We start from the raw sequence: 15,816 nt of genomic DNA on the forward strand, positions 1-15,816 counted from the left end.
GTTGCACGCGATGACGCCGCGCACACGAAATTGCCCCCTGTTCTGGGGACATGGTAACCCGGATCGTTACCGGGCGCGCGAGTCGCCCTAGGGCCGACCCATGCCGTGGTAGGTGAAGCCGGCGGCACGCCACGCCTCGGGCGAGAGCACGTTGCGCCCGTCGATCACGGTGGGCGTCGTGACCAGGGCCGCGGCCGCTGCGGGATCGAGGTCCCGGTACTCGCGCCACTCGGTCACCAGCACGACGAGGTCCGCGTCGCGCAGCGCGTCATCGGCCTGCTCGGCGTACTCGAGCTGCGGATGCCTGGCCCGCGCGTTCTCGATGCCCTGCGGGTCGGTCGCGACGACTCGCGCGCCGAGGCCCTTCAGCTGCACCGCCACGTCGAGTGCCGGGGAGTCGCGGACGTCGTCGGAGTCGGGCTTGAAGGTCACGCCGAGCACCGCGATCTTCGAGGTGTGGATCTGGCCGTCGAGGGCCTCGACCGCGAGGTCGACGACCCGCTGGCGGCGGCGGAGGTTGATCGCGTCGACCTCCTTCAGGAAGGCCACGGACTCACCACGACCGAGCTCCTCGGCGCGGGCGCTGAACGCGCGGATGTCCTTCGGGAGGCACCCGCCGCCGAACCCGACGCCGGCGTTGAGGAACCGGCGGCCGATCCGGGCGTCGTGGCCGATCGCATCGGCGAGCGCGGTGACGTCGGCGCCTGTGGACTCCGCGATCTCGGCCATCGCGTTGATGAAGCTGATCTTCGTCGCGAGGAACGCGTTCGCGGACACTTTCACGAGCTCGGCGGTCGCGAAGTCGGTCGTGATGCGGGGCGTGCCCGCCTCGAGCGCCTGCGCGTACACCTCGTCGAGGACATCTGCCGCGCGCTGGTCGGCGACGCCGTAGACCAGACGGTCGGGGCGGATCGTGTCCTCCACGGCGAAGCCCTCGCGCAGGAACTCGGGGTTCCAGGCCAGCGTGGCCTCGCTGCCCGCCGCGACGCGCTCCGCGAGCCGGGCAGCGGTCCCGACCGGGACCGTGCTCTTGCCCACCACCAGGCTGCCCGGCTTCAGGTGCGGGATGAGCCCGTCGACCGCGGCGTCGACGTAGGTCAGGTCGGCGGCGTAGCCGCCCTGGGCCTGCGGCGTGCCGACGGCGATGAAGTGGACGTCGGCGTCGGCGGCATCGGCCGAGTCGGTGCTGAAGCGGAGCCGGCCGCTCGCGGTCGCCGAGGTCAGGATCTCGGGGAGGCCCGGCTCGTAGAAGGGCGGAGCGCCCGCTGCAAGCCGTGCGATCTTCGACTCGTCGACGTCGATGCCGATCACGTCGTGTCCGAGCTCCGCCATCGCGGACGCGTGCACCGCGCCCAGGTAGCCGCAGCCGATCACCGAGATTCTCATGTTCCTCCTTCAGAGCGGCTTCAATTCTCCCCTACGCGGACCCGTCGTGCACACGCGCACCGACGCGGGACCGTCGAGCCCCGACCTCCCGCGGCCCGGCGCTCGCCGATCAGGCCCCGGCGCCGGCTGCCGGAAGCCCGTCGAGATTGCGCTCCGCGTCCGCCACGAGGCGGGGCGCGGCGGCTCGGACGCGCTCACGGACCGCGGCCCCCGACTCGATCGCGTCGAGCGCGGCGTGCACCCGATCGCCGAACCCCGGGCCCGGCGCGATGCACAGGCCGGGAGTACCGGTGCGCTCCATGAGTCCCTCGACCTTGCCCTGCGTGGAGACGGTGACCGCCGGCACTCCGTGCATGATCGACATGATGGCCAGGTGCATCCGACCGGTCACCGTCAGGCGCGCCCGCCGCGCGAGCCCCCGGATCTCCGCGGGCGAGACGAGACGGTCGATGAGCAGGACTCCGGACGGCGGGCGGTCGCCGCCGAGCACCCCGGCGTCCACGCGCGCGGCGAGCTCGCGGCACACCGCGATGTCGTCACCACCCGGTCGGGACACGTGCGGGAGGATCAGCACGCCCCGGCCGCCGGCGCGCAGCCTGTCGACGACACCCTCGAGGTCGTCCAGCTGGTCGTGATCGCCAGCGACGAGTCCGCTCGCGTTCACGATCGCGAAGTCGTCGCCGACACGCTCGACCACGCGGTCCGCCACGCGCGAGTCCGTCGTTCGTGCGGAGAACACGATGTCGGCCGTCTCGTCCGTCGGGACCCCGGCCTCGGCGAGCCGGGACGCGGAGACCGGATCGCGGGCGAGGAGACGGACCCCGGAACGACTCGCCCGGCGGACCGCCGCGAGCGCTCCGGGGTGGGGCGCGTCGTTCCAGCTGAATCCGAGGATGCGCGAGTCGATCCCCGCCCGGCTCGCCCGCGCGGCGAGGTTGGCCCGTGCGATCGAGGCGCGATGCGCGTATGCGCCGTCCATGATGTCGGCGCCGACCACGGAGAACGACGACGCATCGGCGAGCAGGCGCCCGAGGCGCGCCGCATCGCGCGCGTGGCTGCGGGCGCCGCCGTAGAGCAGCCCCGGGAGCACCTCGACCCGGACGCGCGTCGACAGCTGTGCCGGGACCTCGACGTCGCCGGAAGCCCGGACGACGACCACGACGGGTCCGGTGACGTTCTCGCAGAAGGCCTCGACGAGTGCCTGATCGCCGATGTTGCCCCTGCCGGGCGGGCCGAGGAGCACGGCCAGGCGTCCGGGCCGCCGGCGCCGCAGCGCCCTGCGGATCGCCACCCCGGCGATCGCGTCGAGCACGCGGGGATCACCCGACAGCCGGGAGAGGGCTCGGCGCGCCCGTGCGGTCACGGCAGGCATCAGCGAGTCGGCTCCCCGTTCGTCTCGGATCCGTCGGAGTCCTCCCATGTTCGCATCCCGCCCGGCTCGGAGCGCCTCCGAATGCGATCCCGGCCGCTGACCCATCGGAAGAGCGCCTCGAGCGGGCCCCGTCCGACCCATCTGCGCCACGCGAGCGCGAACGCCATCGACCCGAGGATCGTCAGTGCGAGCAGCGTCCAGGAGTCGTCCTCGGGAACGCCGTCCTCGATCCGGATCGCCTGCGAGATGACGACGACGTGCGCCGTGTAGACGGTGAGCGGCATCGATCCCATCGCCGACAGCGGCGACAGCGCGATGGAGGCGGCGCGCCTCGTGGCATCCGTGCCCCACTGCGTGACGGCCAGGAGCGCGGCCGTGAGCGCCAAGCCGGCGCCGACGTTCGCGAACGTCACCAGGGACGTGCCGACGGCGTCGGCGAGCGTGCCCGAACCCATGTCGAGCAACGCGTTGCCGGGGAGGTACGCCACGACCGCCGCGAGCCCGACGAGACCGGCGATTGCCGTCGTCGAAGGACGCCGCAACCCGTATCGGGCGAACGCCAGCCCGACGAGCATCACGGGGACCCAGACCAGCACGGGGTACGAGCCGCTGAGGAACCAGTCCACGAGCAGGAAGGTACGGCCGCTGCGCGCGTCCCGCACCGGCTCGGTCGCGCTGAGCGCCAGCGCGAGGCCCGGCATGATCACGAGCAGCCCGGCGCCCAGCCCGAGCAGGAGCGGTCGCGGCAGGAACACGAGCGGCAGCAGGAGGAGGAAGGCGATGCCGTACTCGTCGAGGATGACCGAGACCAGGGGCTGCAGTATGTACATGAGCAGCAGCCCGAGCAGGAGCAGCAGGACCGCGCGCACGGTGAGCTGGCGGCGCAGCTCGCCCCGGTCCCCCTGCGAGGTGGGCCGCTCGCCACCGGTGAGCAGGCCGAGGCCGATGCCGGCCGCGAGCGCGAAGAGCAGCCGCGGGCGCTCGTCGGCGACGCTCAGCAGGGTCGCCTCGAGCGTTCCGGCTGAGGCATCGGGCGCGAGGTGCGCCACGAACATGCCGACGAGCGCGAGCCCGCGTGCGGCATCGACGCCGTCGACGCGCCGCGCCGCGGCGAACGGCGTCGCGACGGGGTCGCTGCGGGTCTCGGCGTCGCGCATGTGAGCCATGCTGGCACAGGTCCTCGGCGTCTCCGCGGAGCCTGGGGTCCGGGTGGACACGGTTGCCGCGGTGCCGCGACCCGCGCCACACTGAGCCTGACGGCGCCGAGGACGCGCCACCGGGCCAGTGGGGGTGTTCCGGAGATGAGCGAATCGTCCGATCACGTGTCCGCGCCACGCCACGCGGCGGCGCCCGACGAACCGAGCAAGCCGGCATATGTGCTGGAGATCCGGGTGCACGGCATCGCGAACGCACCGCCCGCGGTCATGCTGGAGTCGGAGCCGGACGAGATCACGCGACGCCTCGGCGACGACCTGGGGTCGTTCTGGAGCCGGAAGGACGACGACAACGACACCGTCGACCCGAAGACCGGCATCGCGTCGACGGAGGCGTACTCATGGGGTCGGCTCGCCCGCACCGGGGGGACGGCGATCGCGGCGATCGGCCGTGTGTTCGTGCACCTCGGGTGGCTCTTCGTGCTGCCGTTCGGACTCACGAACATCGCGTACTGGACCCGTCGCATCCCGCTGCCCGACAGCGCGAACGAGGAGAAGTGGAGCGGTGGCCGGGGTGCGAAGACGCTGCGCCTGTTCGCGCTCACGCTCACCCTGATCTACATGGCCGCCTTCATGTCGGTCGCCGTCGACCTGATCGGCGTGCAGTGCTTCCGCGGCGAACAGGTGTGCGCCGCGCTTCCGGCGATCTTCGACGGTCTCCTCGGGCTCGATCGCGCCGCGCGCGCCGCGCTCTTCAGCCTCGGGCCGATCGCCGCGATGGCGCTGATCTACATCGTCTCTCGCCGGGGCCGCGTCAACTACGAGTCGAACGTCGCCCAGTTCAGCGACACGTTCATGGCGGGCGAGGAGCGCCGCCGACCCCTGCTGGCCACGCACGGCTTCTGGTCGATGGCTCGGGTCACCTCGACCAGCGAGCAACTGCACTTCGCGGCATCCATCGGCCTCGTCCTGATGCTGCTGGGCTGGGACGCCGCGTTCGCCGGGGACCGCACCGCGTGCGGAGCGGATTGCGCGACGTCGCTGTTCGCCTCGGGTCCGGTCTTTCCGGTGGTCGTCGGAGCAGGCCTCCTGATCGTTGCGTTCTCGGCGGTGCTCGTGGTCGCCGCGACGAGCCCGAAGAGCCAGATCCATGCTGCACGCGCCAGGCGGAGCGCGACGGCGATGCTGGTGGTCGCCGCGGTGCTGTACATCGCATACGTCGGCGTGATGATCGGCACCACCTGGGTGCGCGAGCCCGAGGCCGCGGACGGCACGCCGTTCCTCGGCCTGATCGCGGCGCCGAACGCGCTCGCGGTGGCCGCCTTGGGCGTCGCCTACGCCGGGGCGGGCTGGACCCGCGGGGTGCCGAAGGGGATCTCGTTCACCCTGCTGCTCGGCGCGCTGGCACTGCTGCTCGCGAGCGAGCTGGCAGACCCGCTGGGGTACGCCGACACCCGGCTCGCCGGCATCACCCTCGACTGGCTGCTGCTCGGCACGGCGGTCGCCTGCGTCGTGGCGTACTTCCTGGTCGTCTGGGCGCGTCGCCGATGGACCGACACGCGGTTCGTCGCCTGGGCCGGCATGGGACCCGCGGTCGGGATGCTGCTCGCCCTGCTCACCTCGATGGTCATCTCGAGCCTGCTCGTGCTCGGCGTGAACTCGTGGCTCGGTACCTCGACCGACGCGGGCGAGACCGAGTTCATCTGGCGTACGCCGCCCGAGCCCGGCTCCACGCCCCTGGATGCCCCGTCCGCGTACGAGCGGTACAGCGTCGTGATCGCCGCGATCGCGTTGCTGGTGCTCATCCTCGGCGGCGCCTCGGCGATCGGCGCCCTGACCCGGCGCACGCAGTTCACCGTGCCGTCGCTCGGCTCCGAACCCGATCAGGACGGCGGCGAGGCGAACCTGCTCGGCATCGCCGATCCCGCCGCCGACTACGCCGAGCAGGAAGCGCAGGACGTACTCGTCGGGCGGGCACGCCGCATCGTCAGTGCCCGGAACCAGGCCACCATCGTGCATCGCGGCGAGGGACTCCTCGGTGTCATCGCGGTGCTCGCGGCGGTCGGCTTCCTACCGCTGACGTCGAGCCTGGCGTTCCAGACGATCCGCGACCTCGTCCCGGACGAGGCGGAGATCGGCATCCGCGATGCCGCCGTCGCGATCCTCGCGGCCGTCGCGATCGCGGCCGTGGCCGCGGTCGCGGCTCGCGCCGCATCGCACACGGAGCGCCCTCTCGCGCTGCTCTGGGACATCATGTGCTTCTTCCCGCGCGCGGGTCACCCGTTCGCCCCGCCGTGCTACGGCGAGCGCGCGGTGCCCGAACTCACCGGACGCACCTGCCGGTGGCTGCGCCGCGACTACCGCGGACGGACCGGCGTGGTGATCGCGGCGCACTCGATGGGCACCGTGATCGCGGCCGCCTCGGTGCTGGCGCTCTCGAACGAACGGGTGAGTCCGGAGCGCGGCCCGCTGCAGACGCTCCCCCATCCCGAGGCCGGCGACGACGACGCCTGCGCGGCGGACCGGGTCGCGCTGCTGTCGTACGGCACCCAGCTGCGCGCCTACTTCAGTCGGTTCTTCCCCTCGGTGCTCGGGCCGAGGGTGCTCGGCGTTCCCGGCTGCCGCGCCCCGTCGCTCTGGTCGCCCGACCCGTGGGCCGCCCAAGTGCGGCACGAGTGGCCGACGCGGTTCCCGGACTCGCGCACGCACGGGACCGACCCGTTCGCGCAGGACGGCACGGACGAGACGCTCGCGAGGGTACTGGGCTACGACGGAGACCCGGCGACTCCGCCCCGCTGGCGCAGCCTGTGGCGCCGCACCGACTACCTCGGCTTCCCGGCCTATGGCTACAACGCGGAGGGGAACCCGGTCGACCGCGGCGCCACCGAGAGCGCACCGGACCGGTACATCTGGGCCGTCGCGAAGCACAACGACTACCTGCCGACCAAGCAGTACCTCCGCGCGCGCGACGAGCTCGTGTCGGCCCTGCAGGCGGCTGCGACACCGCAGGACGCCACCGCCCCGACCGACCCCGCGGGCGGTCCGGCGGAGGCGGGTGCCTGATACGTCAGGAGCCGTCCAGCACGCCGCCCGACTCCTGGAGGTAGCAGACGCCGCAGAGCGACTCGTACGTGACCTCGGCGCCGTCGATGGCGACCTGGTCGCCGTCGAACACGTAGCGGCCGTCGATTCGCCGGCCGTTGAAGATCGCCTTCCGACCGCACCGGCAGATCGTCTTCAGCTCCTCGAGGCTGTGCGCGACCTCGAGGAGCCGCCTGCTGCCCGGGAACGCGACCGTCTGGAAGTCGGTGCGGATGCCGTAGGCGAGCACGGGCACGTCGTCGAGGAGTGCCACGCGGAGCAGGTCGTCGACCTGGCGGGAACTGAGGAACTGCGCCTCGTCGACGAGCAGGCAGCTCACGTCGTGCCCGTCGCGCGCGACCGACGCGGCGCGGTGATGCTCGAAGAGCGCGAACGCGTCGGCGTCCGGGGCGAACACGAAGTCGACCTCTCGCGTGACGCCGAGCCGGGACACGATGTGCTCGGCCCCCTTGGTGTCGACGGCCGGCTTCGCGAGCAGCACGCGGTGACCGCGCTCCTCGTAGTTGAACGCGGCCTGCAGCAGCGCGGTGCTCTTGCCGGAGTTCATCGCGCCGTATCGGAAGTACAGCTTCGCCATCTACTCGAGGAGTCCGTCCTCCGCCACGCGGCGGGTGAGGTCGCTCTTGCGACTCGCGGGGCGGTCGAGGCGCGCGTACTTCTCCCGCACTCGCCGCAGGTACGTCTTCACGGTCTCATAGCTCACGCCCATCGCGTCGGCGACCTCGGTGGTCGTGCGTCCCGCGACGTAGAGTCGCACGGCGGTGAGCTCCGATCCGCTCAGGGCCGGCGCCGGGATCCGCGGCGTCTCCGAGCCGACCTCGTCCGCCGAGTCCGCCACGCCGAGCCATGGTGCGAACGCCACGGCGCCCCAGCCGACCGCCCCGTCGGGGGCACGGCCGGCGGCGCCGTCCCCGCGGACGCGTGAGAGCACCAGCCGCACCACGTCGAGCACGCGGGTGCCCGGCACCGACTTCGGCACGAATGCCGCCGCCCCCGCGTCGAGCGCGCGGCTGCGCGCCTCCCGGGAGTCGAGCGCGCTGACCACGACGACCGCCGCGCCGGCCGCCCTGCAGGTGCGCACCCTGGACTCGATCGACACCGGTTCGGCGAGCTGGAAGTCCATGACCACGAGGTCGACGGGGAATCTCGGCGAACGGACGAGCTCGAGCCAGGTCGTGGCGCGCACGGCCACCTCGAGGTCGGGCGCGTGCCGCTCCACCCACGAGATGATGCCGTCGAGCACCACCGCGTGGTCGTCGAGCACCGCCACGGTCGCCCGCGGCTCGCTCGGCACCGGTTCCGTCCGGCGGCCGCTCTCAGCCCGCATACGCCAGCTCCAGGTGGATGGACGCGTCGCCGAGTCGCAGTTCGGCCCGGTCGAAACTCACGCGCACGACCCCGAGGAAGTTCTGCGCCTCGGTGCGCAGGCCCGGCCGATTCGCCACTCCGGTCGCGGTCACCGCGACGAGGCACCCCGGCGGGTCGTCGTGGACCCGCAGCTCGAGCGCATCGCTGGTCACCTGGCCGCCCGACAGCCACGCGACCACCGCCGCGACGGTGGCGCGCTGCGCCTCGGGGAGCCGGCTCGCGGCGCCGTGCGGGTCGTCGAGCGTGATGCGCGTCGTGCCGCGCCCGAGCTCCACCCCGACGAGATCGTCGAGCCAGGTGGCATCCGCCCCCTCGACCAGTGCCGAGCGGAGCTGGTGCGCGAGCTCCCGCGCGCGATCCGCCTGCGCCGGCGTGACCTGGCCGGTCCTGGTGACCTCCGCGAGCAACGGCAGCACGTCTCGACCGAGCACCGTGACGCGGCCCTCCTGCACGGTCCGGGCGATGCCGGCGCGGACCTCGCGGTCGCGGGAGAGGACCGCGATCGCGGCGCGGCGGTCGAAGGCGAGCACCTCGTCCACCACTGCGCGCGAGTAGCCGGCCGCGGCTGCGCCGAGCACGAGCACGGGCAGCGCGGCCACCACGACGAACGCCGGCAGGGGTGCGTCGATCGTGGAGTACTGCGCGGACTCGAGGGTGAGGATGCCGAGGATGCCCGCCGAAACCCCGCACGCCGTGAGCAGCGACTGCCACGTGCAGTACGGAGCCAGCGAGACCAGCATGAGCCCGACGACCACCGGCCCGGCGTCGTCGGAGACCAGCTGGTTCGCCCCCGCGGTGCTGGCGCTCTCGGCGATCGCGGCCCCCAGCGCGAGCGCCATGACCACCCAGAGCCGCTCGTTCGACATGGGCGCCAGGCGCGGCGAGGTCCACACGATGACGCTCACCGCCGCCGCGACCGTGAAGCCGATCGCCATCGCCGCCAGCACCGGCCCGACGACCTCGTCGGAGTGGGCGGCGACGGCGACCACCATGCCGACGGCGGCGAGGCCGACGTGTCCGATCGCGAGCCCCCAGGTCGCGACCGAGGCGACCGGGTCGACCGACTGCTGCGTGAGACGCAGCCGCTCCCCGGTCACCGGCCCGCCCCCGGCACGGCGAGCAGCACCGTCGTCCCGACGCCGGGCGTGGACCAGAGCTGCACCTGGCCGCCCACCTGCTCGATGCGCCCGCGCACGGACGCGCGGATGCCCAGCCGGTCCTCGGGCACCCCGGCGGGGTCGAACCCGCTCCCGTCGTCGACGACGGCGACGGTCAGCTCGTCGCCGTCGGTCGCCACGGCGACCTCCGCCTCGCGCGCGCCCGAGTGGTCGGCCACGTTCACCAGGCACTGCGCGATCGCATCGCGAAGGGCCTCGGACGTCTCCGGGCGCAGGCGGTCGAGCGCCTCGGGGGTGCCCGACACCCGGACCTCCAGCCCGTGGCGCTGCGCCACCGAGACCGCCGACTGCAGCGCCGACGGCCCGGGATCGCGCGCCTCCTCGCTCCAGTCGCGGCCCACGATCAGCTCGAGGTCGTGCAGGATCGCCGAGCGCAGTGCGGGGTCGAGCGGTCCGGACCCCCGCCCGCCGAGGGCGAGCAGATGGTTGAGCGCGGTGTCGTGCAGCCGCGCGGTCGCGCGCGCCTCGAACTCGCGCCGGATCGCGATCTCGCGCACGACCCGCTGCGCCCGATGCAGCCCCGCCGCCTGCCGCCGGCCCGAGTGCAGGTTGCGGACGTCGTACACGCGCACGGTCAGCACGAGCGCGAATGCGATCGTCGCCGGCAGGTTCACCACCCACGGCAGCCCCGCCACGGCGATGGCCGTGCCGAGCGCGACCATCCCGACGAGGTACGACAGCACCGCCCACCAGACGGCGATCGACGACCGCGTCCTGGGCGTGCCGGCGAGGATGATGACGAGCCAGGGCACCGCGACCAGGATGGTGCTGGCGAAGCCCGGCAGCGGGAACGCCGTGAGCACGAGGGTCGCCACCACGTACGTCGCGACGCCGCCGACGACGAGGTGCAGCGCGCTCCCCCATGCCGACGGGCGGAGCACGACGAGCGCGAGCGTGGCGGCCGAGGCGCTCAGCACGCCGAACGCGGACCAGGCCTCGGGGCCGCCCGCCATCACGGCCGAGACCAGCGCCATCAGCCAGGCCGGCCCGAGCGCGGCGTATGCACCCCACCGCATGCTCGTCGTCAGCGCCCGCCCGAACACCTCTGCGACCTGATCGCGCGAGGTGCCGGTGGACATGGGCCGCCTTCTCCATGTGGTCGCGCGTCACGCGAGTGCGCCGCGCGGCGTCGGATGGTTCGCCGACGGACGCGGCGACTGCGTCCGCCGATTATCGCAGTTCGGGCGCCACGCGCGCCAATGCCGGCGTCAGCGCGGCGAGCGGCTGCGTGATCGGCTCGATGCGCGGCCCGTCCTCGCGGTGCCGGAGCACGACCCGCACGGCCTCCGGGTCGGAGATCAGTGCGGCGCGGTCGAAGGCCCCGCGCAGCGCCTGCACCATCGGGTCGACGATCCGGGACGACGCGACCGGGTCCGCCGGGGGCGGGGCCTGCACGGTGAGCGTCCACTCCCCCGGTTCGGGCGCGACCACGTGCACGCGCACGGTGCCGCGGCGGGAGAGCCGCGCGAGCGACTCGATGAGCGAGGCGAGGCTGTCGCGCTGCGTCTCGCCGAGCCGGTCGGCCAGCCCGCAGTCGTCGTCGACCACGATGCGCGCCGAGTCGCGGGAGGCGAGCCGGGCGAGGTCGTCGAGCCAGGTCGCATCGGAACGGCAGGCGGATGCCACGCGCAGGCGTGCGGCCAGCCGGCGCGCCTGCCCGACCTGCTCCGCCGTCAGCTCGTCCGACGCCGCCACGCGCGCGAGCAGTGGCATCGCCTCGGCCTCGAGGACGTCGATGCGGTCGGCGCACGCGGAGCCGGCCGGCGCCCCTTCGGGCGCATCCGACACCACCTTCCCGCGGCGGCGACGGCGGCGGCCGAACTCGCTCGCGAGGATCTCACGGTCGCGGTGCATCACGTGCCGCGCGAACGACGCGGAGAACGCGACCGCGGCGGCCGTGGCGACCATCACCGGTGCCGCGGCCACGACCGAGAAGGTGGGCACGGGCGCGACGATCGACACGAATGCGGCGGAGCCCGCAGCGATCGCGGCGGCCGCGGCGGTCGCCGCCGCGCCCACGGAGACCGCGGTGCGCCAGGAGGCGAACGGGGCGAGCAGCACGATGAGCAGCCCGGCCAGGGCGGTGCCGAAGTCGTCGTAGAGCAGCGTGTTGGCACCCACCGTGCTCACGTTCTCGGCGAGCGCCGCGGCGATCGCGAGTGCCACCGCGAGCCCGTACCGGTCGCCGGGAATCGGCGAGCGCCTCCGGTCCGCGGCCGCGCGGATGGCGACCGCCCAGGCAGCGGCGAGGAGCACGAAGGCGAGGCCGGCCGCGGCCGGATTGCGGATCTCGTCGCGGTGGCCGACGGTGACGAGCGCCGCGAATGCCAGGGCCAGCACCCCGCCCGCGCACAGCACTGCGCAGGCGAGTCGCCCGCCGGCCGGATCGGCCGCCGCGGCGCTCGGGGCGCTCCTCGGCCCGAGCGGGCCCACGCCCGCCCCGGCGATACGGGCGCGCGTCCGGCGGGAGAGACGGCCCGGCTCCGTGTCGGCGACCGCCGAGAGTTGGTCGCGGCAGCGCTCGAACAGGCGCGTGACGGCCTGCTCGCCGCGTGTCGAACGGGACGCGGGCGTGGCCGGGCGGCGCAGTGCGACGACGAGCTGCAGCACGCGGAGGGCGAGGAGCATCGCGAACACCGCGATCGTGCCGGAGTTGGGCGCGAAGACGTGACCGCCCACGAGGGCGGCCGCGTTGACGGCCGCGCCCGCAGCCACGTACCCGATCGTCGTCCAGACGATCGACGTCACCGCGCGGCGGGTCGCCCCGAGCGCGAGGAACATCGCCGCAGCGGGGAGCGCCGTGCGGAGGGTGTTCGTGTCGGCCATCCGGTCGTCGAGGGTCATGACGGCCTGCGTCGCCGCGAACACGACGGTGGTGCCGACGACCAGCAGCACGATCCGATGCGCGACGCCGGGCCGGAACGCCACCAGCGCGACGGCCACACCGAGTGCGAGGAACCAGCCGAGGGCCACGAGCGCGACCTGCGACCACTCGCCGGTGCGGAACACGACGGAGAGCGCGGCGATGACGATCATGACGCCGACGCACGCGGCGGACGCGGCGAGGGATGCCGAGCTGACGGCGCGCGCGAACACGGGTTCGGCGGCCGGGACGCGATCGATCATTGGTTCCGGTCGGTCTGCGCGGCGGCTGCCCTGGGGGAGCATCCGATCCGCTTTCGGGTGGGTTCAGAACAGCGTAGGCGGTCCCGCAGCACCACGCACATCGGCTTCCCACAGGGTCGGCGCGCTGGTACTGTGCGCCGGGCCGCCCGTGACCGGACTCTCCTCGCCGTGCGCCAGCCCGTGCGCGCGCAGGAGCGGGCGCACACGCGCGGCCAGCCACCTGCGGTACTCCTTCGGCGGCTCGGCGGCTCGGCCGGGGTACATCGCGCGATACTTCGGCAGCAGGTCGGGGTGCTCGCGCGCGAGCCACTGCAGGTACCACTCCTTGACCCCGGGCTTCAGCCGCAGCGCCGTGTGCACCACGCTCGTCGCGCCCGCCTCGCTCGCCCGGCGGAGTGCCTCGTCGAGGTGGGCCCGGGTGTCCGTGAGGTACGGCAGAATCGGCATCAGGAACACGCCGCAGTCGAGCCCCGCCTCGCGCACGGCCCGCACGGTCGCGAGGCGCGCCGGCGCGGTCGGGGTGCCGTGCTCGACGGACTGCTGCAGCTCGTCGTCGTAGATCGCGATCGACATCGCGATGTCGACGCTCACGTGCCGCGAGGCATCCGCCAGCCTGTCGAGGTCGCGCCGCAGGAGGGTGCCCTTGGTGAGGATGCTGAACGGCGTGCGGCTCGCCGTGAGCTCGTCGATGATGCGCGGCATGAGCGCGTAGCGACCTTCCGCGCGCTGGTACGGGTCGGTGTTGGTGCCCAGGGCGACCGGATGCCGCTGCCAGCTCGCCCGCCCGAGCTCCTTGCGCAGCACGTCGCCGACGTTGACCTTCACCACGATCTGCCGGTCGAAGTCGTCGCCGCCGTCGAGGTCGAGGTACTCGTGCGTCGGCCGGGCGAAGCAGTTGTGGGAGACGACCCCGTTGGCGATGAAGTCGCCGGTGCCGGTCGTGATGTCGATCATGTCGACGGTCTCGCCGAGATCATCGATTCCGACGACCCGCAGGTCGGCGTGCGTCTTGACCGCGTCGCCCACGAGATCGCGGGCAGGTCCGGTACCGAAGCCCTGCAGACGGTTGTTCGTCGTGAGATGCGGGCGCTGCCCCGACTCCGACGGGCGGATGTACTTCCAGCCGCGGTCGGTCAGGAAGCGGTGATCCGCGCTGCCGATCACCTCCGTGCCGTCCGCCAGTCGCACGCGGTGGGCGCGCTTCCTGGTCGACCAGACCGCCGAGACGGTGGTCGACACGTAGCGCCGGTAACTGCCGCGGCGCTCGGTGCCGATGACGCGATCGCCGATGCGGATCGACGAGAGCGTCTTGTGGCGACCATCCGCCATCAGGATGAGCGTGTCAGGGTGCAGGCAGTATGAGCAGGCATGGCTGCAGCCACGGTACGGGTTGATCGTCCAGCCGAAGGGCATGCGACTCGGGCCCGGCACCTTGTTCAGCGCGGACTTCGCGAGCACCTCGTGGAAGGTGATGCCCGCGAACTCCGGGGTCTGCACGCTGCGCACGAACCCGTCGAGGCGGCCGAGGCCGGGCAGCGCGGAGGCATCCTCGACCCCGAGCTCCTGACCGTTCCAGCGCATGCACCCATTCGAACACACGTTCGAACGAAAGCGCCAGAGCGACGCGCGGGCGGCTACGCGGGGAGCTTCAGCGCCTTCGCGGTGCGCGCGAGCGAGGCCTTCGCCTTCTTCGGGTCGTCGGAGAGCCGCGAACCGAAGCTCGGCACCATGACGAGGATCATCGGCTCCCAGGCGTCCCACCGGTCGGGGAAGCACTTCTTCAGCACGTCGAACATGATCGGCGCGGCCGTCGAGGCGCCGGGCGAGGCGCCGAGGAGGCCGGCGATCGTGCCGTCGGCGCCCGTGATGACCTCGGTGCCGAACTGCAGCACGCCGCCCTTCTCGGGGTCGTGCTTCATGACCTGGACGCGCTGGCCGGCGGTGATGAGCTCCCAGTCGCGCGACTTCGCGGTCGGCATGAAGGCCCGCAGCGCGTTCATCTTCTGCTCGCGGTTCGCCAGCAGTTCGCCCACGAGGTACTTCATGAGGTCGAAGTTGCGGAACGCGACCTGCAGCATGGTGCCGAGGTTGTGCCAGCGCACCGAGAACGGCAGGTCGAACCAGGTGGAGCGCTTGAGGAACTTGGGCGTGAACCCGGCGAACGGACCGAACATGACGGATGCCTCGCCGTCGACCACGCGCGTGTCGAGATGCGGCACCGACATCGGCGGGGCGCCGACCGCGGCCTTGCCGTACACCTTGGCGTGGTGCTGGGCGACGATCTTGGGGTTGCGCGTGCGGAGGAACTGCCCGGAGATGGGGAAGCCGCCGTAGCCGCGGATCTCGGGGATGCCGGACTGCTGGAGGATCGGCAGGGCGCCGCCGCCCGCGCCGACGAAGACGAACTTCGCGTTCACGACGTGCGGGTAGTTGCCGACGGTGTGCCGCACCTTGAGGCGCCACGAGCCGTCCTTGCGGCGCCGGATGCCCTGCACCTCGTGGTTGAGGCGCACGGTCGCGCCCTGCGACTCGACGTGGGCGAACAGCAGCTTCGTGAGTTCGCCGAAGTCGACGTCGGTGCCCGACTCGATGCGCGTCGCCGCGACCTTCTGGCGGCGGTTGCGCTTCTTCGCCATGAGCGGCGCCCATTCGGCGATCACGTCGATGTCGTCGGTGAACTCGATTCCCGCGAAGAGCGGCTCGTCCTTGAGCACCTCGTAGCGACGACGGAGGTACTCGACGTTCGCCGCGCCGCGCACGAAGGTCATGTGCGGGGTCGGGTTGATGAACTTCGACGGGTCGGGCAGCGCCCCCGCGCCGACCAGGTGGGCCCAGAGCTGCCGGCTCACCTGGAACTGCTCGTTGATGCTGATCGCCTTGGCGGGGTCGACGGAGCCGTCTGCCTGCTCGGGCATGTAGTTCAGCTCGCAGAGCGCCGCGTGCCCCGTGCCCGCGTTGTTCCACGGGTTGGAGCTCTCCTGCGCGACCTCGCCGAGTCGCTCGAGCACGAGGATCGACCAGTCGGGCTGCAGTTCCCGGATGAGGGTGGCGAGGGTGGCGCTCATGATGCCCCCGCCGATCAGCACGACGTCGACGGTCTCCTCGGATTGCACGACGGACAGTCTAGTGA

11 protein-coding genes are annotated in these 15,816 nt (G+C 72.8%); 1 reads left to right on the top strand and 10 read right to left on the bottom strand.

From position 1 onward, the window contains the following. Positions 1–87 precede the first annotated feature (87 nt). From QMG39_RS02185 to QMG39_RS02195, 3 genes are all read right to left on the bottom strand, one after another. Positions 88–1,386: a UDP-glucose dehydrogenase family protein gene (locus QMG39_RS02185; RefSeq protein ID WP_281882189.1), complete on the bottom strand. Its 1,299-nt coding sequence runs from the start codon at positions 1,384–1,386 to the stop codon at positions 88–90. A 109-nt stretch (positions 1,387–1,495) separates the two neighbouring features. Continuing rightward, complete coding sequence (locus QMG39_RS02190; protein WP_281882190.1) at positions 1,496–2,758, bottom strand: polysaccharide pyruvyl transferase family protein; 1,263 nt, start codon at positions 2,756–2,758, stop codon at positions 1,496–1,498. Beyond that, positions 2,758–3,915, bottom strand: a complete 1,158-nt coding sequence (locus QMG39_RS02195; RefSeq protein ID WP_281882191.1) for a heparan-alpha-glucosaminide N-acetyltransferase domain-containing protein — start codon at positions 3,913–3,915, stop codon at positions 2,758–2,760. The genes QMG39_RS02190 and QMG39_RS02195 overlap by 1 nt, the downstream gene beginning before the upstream one ends. Before the next feature lie 165 nt (positions 3,916–4,080). Between QMG39_RS02195 and QMG39_RS02200 the strand changes: the two genes are divergently transcribed. Further along, entirely contained in the window at positions 4,081–6,975 is a 2,895-nt protein-coding gene (locus tag QMG39_RS02200) for a hypothetical protein (protein WP_281882192.1), read from the top strand. Positions 6,976–6,979: 4 nt separating this feature from the next. On the opposite strand, the gene QMG39_RS02205 is transcribed toward QMG39_RS02200, so the two are convergent. The 7 genes from QMG39_RS02205 to QMG39_RS02235 all read right to left on the bottom strand — a co-directional run bounded on the left by QMG39_RS02205 (position 6,980) and on the right by QMG39_RS02235 (position 15,799). Continuing rightward, entirely contained in the window at positions 6,980–7,591 is a 612-nt protein-coding gene (locus QMG39_RS02205) for a thymidine kinase (RefSeq protein WP_281882193.1), read from the bottom strand. After that, positions 7,592–8,308 (bottom strand): response regulator transcription factor, encoded by a 717-nt coding sequence (locus QMG39_RS02210; protein ID WP_281882194.1) that lies wholly within the window; start codon positions 8,306–8,308, stop codon positions 7,592–7,594. Between the two features lie 22 nt (positions 8,309–8,330). Continuing rightward, positions 8,331–9,479 carry a hypothetical protein gene (locus tag QMG39_RS02215; RefSeq protein ID WP_281882195.1) on the bottom strand — a complete coding sequence of 383 codons (1,149 nt, stop codon included), beginning with the start codon at positions 9,477–9,479 and terminating at the stop codon, positions 8,331–8,333. After that, positions 9,476–10,639, bottom strand: coding sequence for a sensor histidine kinase (locus QMG39_RS02220; protein WP_281882196.1), 1,164 nt, complete (start codon positions 10,637–10,639; stop codon positions 9,476–9,478). Before QMG39_RS02220 ends, QMG39_RS02215 begins: the two co-directional genes overlap by 4 nt. Before the next feature lie 91 nt (positions 10,640–10,730). Continuing rightward, on the bottom strand, positions 10,731–12,686 hold the full coding sequence (locus tag QMG39_RS02225) for a hypothetical protein (protein ID WP_281882197.1): 1,956 nt from the start codon (positions 12,684–12,686) through the stop codon (positions 10,731–10,733). Positions 12,687–12,749: 63 nt separating this feature from the next. Further along, positions 12,750–14,267, bottom strand: coding sequence for an Rv2578c family radical SAM protein (locus QMG39_RS02230; protein ID WP_281882198.1), 1,518 nt, complete (start codon positions 14,265–14,267; stop codon positions 12,750–12,752). A gap of 53 nt (positions 14,268–14,320) precedes the next feature. Continuing rightward, entirely contained in the window at positions 14,321–15,799 is a 1,479-nt protein-coding gene (locus QMG39_RS02235; protein WP_281882199.1) for a malate:quinone oxidoreductase, read from the bottom strand. Positions 15,800–15,816 lie beyond the last annotated feature (17 nt).

The organism is Agromyces rhizosphaerae (assembly GCF_027925245.1).
In the GTDB taxonomy this organism is placed as follows: domain Bacteria; phylum Actinomycetota; class Actinomycetes; order Actinomycetales; family Microbacteriaceae; genus Agromyces; species Agromyces rhizosphaerae.